This window comes from Streptomyces sp. McG3 (genome assembly GCF_018619185.1).
Classification (GTDB): Bacteria; Actinomycetota; Actinomycetes; order Streptomycetales; family Streptomycetaceae; genus Streptomyces.
In genome coordinates, this window is the sequence record NZ_JAAXYC010000480.1 from 1 (window position 1) to 4,078 (window position 4,078).

The window sequence follows — 4,078 nt, forward strand, 5'->3', positions numbered from 1 at the left end:
GGCGGGAGCTGCTGGGGCCGAGGACGGGGGCTGGCTGAGCACAGGGCCGGCGATGAGGGCAAGATCGGGCCGGTCTCACCGAGTTGGCGTGTGGTCGGGTCGGACATGCTTACCTTGAGAGCGCCGTGCGACCGTCGCAAGGTGCGCTGTGTGCACTGTGCGCAGACTGCGCGGAATGTCGGATAGATCGAGCCGAAACGGGACCGGAGCGGTACCGATGCGGGACCGGAACGGGGAGGGGGGAAGCCGTGGCGCGCGAGAGGTCGGGCCGGACGGCGCGGCATCTGGTCCTGGTGGCCCGTCTGCGGCGACTGAGGGAAGGCGCCGGTCTCTCCGTCTCCCAGGCCGCCACGCAGCTGGGGTGGCATCCCACGACCCTGCGGCGGCTGGAACAGGCGCAGACCTCCCTCGACGTGGGGCAGGTGTCCGCCCTGCTCACCGCCTACGGGGCGGGCGCGGCGGAGACCGACGACATCATGGGGCGGCTCAACACGGCCAACATGCCCGGCTGGTGGCATCCGTGGCGCGATGCGATGGCGCCCTGGCTGATGGACCTGATGAGCGTGGAGTCGGCGGCCGGCGTCGTACGCACCTGGGACCCGGCGCTGGTGCCGCTGCTGCTGCGGACCCCGGCCTACGCGATGGCCGTGGACGAGATCAGGTGCCCCGACCGGGACGCGGCCGGGCGGCAGCGCCGGGCGGACTTCCTGGTCGAGCGTCAGAGAAGGCTCCAGGAACAGCAGACCCGGCTCTGGGCCGTGCTCCCCGTCACCGCGCTGCGCGTCCGGGTGGGCGGCGACGACGTGATGCGCGAGCAGGTCAGGAGGATCCAGGAGCTGGCGGAGCGCGGCGATGTGACGGTGCAACTGCACCCCGAGTACGCGCCGCCGCACCCGCTGACCGGCGTTCCGGCGCTGACCCTCTACCGGGTGGAGATCCGGGAGATCGCGGACCATGTGGTGCGGGAGGGCGGGCTCCCCGGCACGGCAGAGGTGTGGGACAGCCCCCACCCCGTGCAGACGTATCAGGGAATGCTGGACGTGTCGTGCGTGATGGCGATGCGGCCGGCCCGAACAGGAGAGGTGTTACAGGATGAGTACGACCGGAAATGGGCCTGAACTGCCCGCGCAGATCGATACGAGCGTCGCGCACTCCGCACGTGTCTGGAACTACTGGCTCGGCGGCAAGGACAACTTCCCGGCGGACCGGTCGGCGGGCGACGCCTACCGTGAGAAGTACCCGCTGATCGAGACGTTCGCGAAGGAGTCGCGGGACTTCCTCCGCCGTACGGTCACCCATCTCGCCAGGGACGCCGGAATCCGCCAGTTCCTCGACGTGGGCGCCGGGTTGCCCACCGCGAACAACACCCACGAGGTCGCCCAGCGGATAGCCCCGGACTCCCGGATCGTCTACGTCGACCACGACCCCCTGGTGCTCCTGCATGTCCACGCGCTGCTGACCAGCACCCCCGAGGGCGCCACCGCCTACGTCGAGGCGGACATGCGCGACACGGAGACCGTGCTCACCGGGGCGGCCAAGACCCTGGACCTGACGCAGCCCGTCGCCCTCGTGATCAGCGACGTCCTCGGGCACATCGTGGACTGGGACGACGCCCTGTCCCTGGTGCGGCGGCTGGTGGAGCGCCTGCCCTCCGGCAGCTACCTCTCGCTCAGCCACTCCACCGCGTCCGACGACGCCCACCGCGCCGTCCAGGACGAGTACAACGCGAGCGGCGCGATCCCGTACATCTTCCGGGAGCCGGAGACCACGATCGCGTTCTTCGACGGGCTGGAGATGGTGGAGCCGGGCATGGTGTCCTGGCCGAACTGGCGGCCCGACGCGAACACCGGCACCACCACGGCCCGGGCCGGGTGGGGCGCGGTCGCCCGCATTCCCTGACCCACATCCGCAACTGCCGCGCCGCGCACGGAACTTCCCCGCGCGCGGCGCGCACGGCCCGCAGAGGCTCGCACATGAGCAGCACAGGCACGACCGACCACGGGGCCACCGGCCCGCGGGGTGCCGGGCACGGGCGGGAGACGGCGGACCGGCTGCTGCGGGCCGCGACGCGCTCCGGTGCGCACCTGATCGCCGAGGCGGCGTCGCTGGTCCAGGGGTGGGCGGTACTGGCCGACCCCATCGCCGGGGCCGTCTACAGCACCCCCGCCGCCGCGGCAGCCGACGGCGTACACGCGGCCGCCGCGCCACTGGAGCACCCGCACTGCACGCAGCGCCCGGCGGCCGGAGCCGTCCTCGTCCTGGCCCCGGCGCCCACCGTGCCCCCCGGGCACGCCTGCCACGTCGCCACGACCACCGCGGCCCTCCTGGAGGTGCGCGGCCAGCGGGCGGCGGAGCTGCGGGGCGAACAGATGCGGCTGCACACCACCCTCATCCGGCTGCTGCTGGCGGGCCACACCGCCGCCGTCACCGAGACCCTCGGCGGGAAAAGGCTCACGCATGTCACGGTCTACCGGCTCTCCGGCCCCGACCTGCCCACCGCCCACGAGGTGCTCTGGCGCGCCGTGCGCCCTTCCATCGCCCCGCACGCCGACGCCTGCACCCTGATCGGCCGGCCGGACGGCGAGCTGGTCGTCGCCGAGCTCCACCACGGCGGCGACGACGGGCGGATACTGCGCCTGGTCTCCCGGCTGAGCGAGCGGCACCACCTGCTCGCGGGCATGGCCGGGCCCCTGCCCCTGGCCGAGATGGCCACCGCCCACAGCGACGCCGCCGCCGCCCGGCACAGCGCCACCCCCGACTGCCGCATCGTCCCCGCCGACGCCGTGGGCACCTCCCGGCTCACCCCCCTCCTGCCCGCCGCCCCGTACGCCCGGTGGGCGGAATCCGTGCTGCGCCCGCTGTCCCCGGCCCACCAGCACCTGCTCCTGGTCTGGCTCCGCACCGGCAGCAAGCCCCGCGCCGCCGCCGCGCTCGCCCTGTCCGCCGGTACGGTACGGGCCCGGATACGCGAGCTGTCCCGGCTGCTCGGCGCGGACCTGGAGGACGCCACCGTGCAGGCGTATCTGCTGCTCGCCCTCCGCGCCCCCGCCCCCGACCCGGGCCTCGACGACGCCGGGGCGGACGCCGACGCCGACCTCAGCCTCAGCAGCCGCCTCAGCCGCAGCGGCGGCAGCAGCAGCAACAACGGCAACGGCAACTGTCCGGCCGGTCCCGCCCGGCTGGAGGCGCTGCCGGACGATCTCCTGGGCACCGAGGCGGTCCGGAGCTGGGCCGTCGGCCTGGTCGGCGGTCTGGAGCCGCACCTGCGGATCGCCCTGGCCTGCTGGCTGCGCCACCACGCCCGGACCGCCCCCGCCGCGACCGAACTGCACGTCCACCGCACCACCCTGGCCGGCTGGCTCACCCAGTGCGCCGATCACCTCGCGCGCAACCTCGCCGACGCCACCGTGCGCGCCGAGGTCCACCTCGCGCTGAAGGCCACCCGCAACGGTCCCGACGACCCGACGTGCCTCCCCCGGCGCGGCGGCCGCACCTACCGCCGCCTGTGACCGGAATCGGGCGGGCGCCCGGTCTCAGGACGGCGCCTGGCCCGTCTCGAAGCGGCTGACGCGGTCACCGACGACTGTGAAGACCCAGCGGGTCCGCATCGTGCCCCAGGTGTCGTGGGTGTAGTCGACGACGAGGGTGCGGCCCTCGTCGGAGGCGTCCACGACCTTCATGCGGCCGTTGGCCTTCGGAGAGAAGATCTCCTTCTCCGTCCAGGCCGCCAGGTCCCGTTCGCTGCCGTCGTCGGACATGGTGGCGTCCTCGGTGAGGACGTCGGCGAAGAAGGCGTCCCTGTCGCCCGCGTTCACCGCGGCGATGAACTTCTCCACCACCGGGTCGCTGATCGATGAGGTCATCGTGTTCCTCCTCGGCGTCCGGGAACGGGCGTCCCGGAGATCCTCCCCGAGTCTCTGTCGGCACGCCCCCCGCCGCATGTCGGGCGTGCCGGACCGCGGAGCCTCCGTGACCCCGAGGCGCCCCGCGCCACCGCCCGGGCGGCGGATCGGGCCGGCGGCCCCGGGCGGGTGAGGCCGCCGCCTGCCGGCGTCGACCGGCACGGGCCCTCCTGCCG

At 73.9% G+C, this 4,078-nt stretch carries 4 protein-coding genes; 3 read left to right on the forward strand and 1 reads right to left on the reverse strand.

The annotated features are described in order from the left end of the window. Window positions 1-248: 248 nt before the first annotated feature. From HET64_RS37260 to HET64_RS37270, 3 genes are all read left to right on the forward strand, one after another. Window positions 249-1,118, forward strand: coding sequence for a helix-turn-helix transcriptional regulator (locus tag HET64_RS37260; protein ID WP_215111662.1), 870 nt, complete (start codon window positions 249-251; stop codon window positions 1,116-1,118). Continuing rightward, complete coding sequence (locus HET64_RS37265; protein ID WP_215111663.1) at window positions 1,093-1,899, forward strand: SAM-dependent methyltransferase; 807 nt, start codon at window positions 1,093-1,095, stop codon at window positions 1,897-1,899. Before HET64_RS37260 ends, HET64_RS37265 begins: the two co-directional genes overlap by 26 nt. Window positions 1,900-1,973: 74 nt before the next feature. Continuing rightward, the gene (locus HET64_RS37270) at window positions 1,974-3,509 is read left to right on the forward strand and encodes a helix-turn-helix domain-containing protein (RefSeq protein ID WP_215111664.1); all 1,536 of its coding nucleotides are present in this window, start codon (window positions 1,974-1,976) and stop codon (window positions 3,507-3,509) included. Between the two features lie 24 nt (window positions 3,510-3,533). Here HET64_RS37270 and HET64_RS37275 read toward each other — a convergent pair whose 3' ends face one another. Next, window positions 3,534-3,863, reverse strand: a complete 330-nt coding sequence (locus tag HET64_RS37275) for a nuclear transport factor 2 family protein (protein WP_215111665.1) — start codon at window positions 3,861-3,863, stop codon at window positions 3,534-3,536. Window positions 3,864-4,078 lie beyond the last annotated feature (215 nt).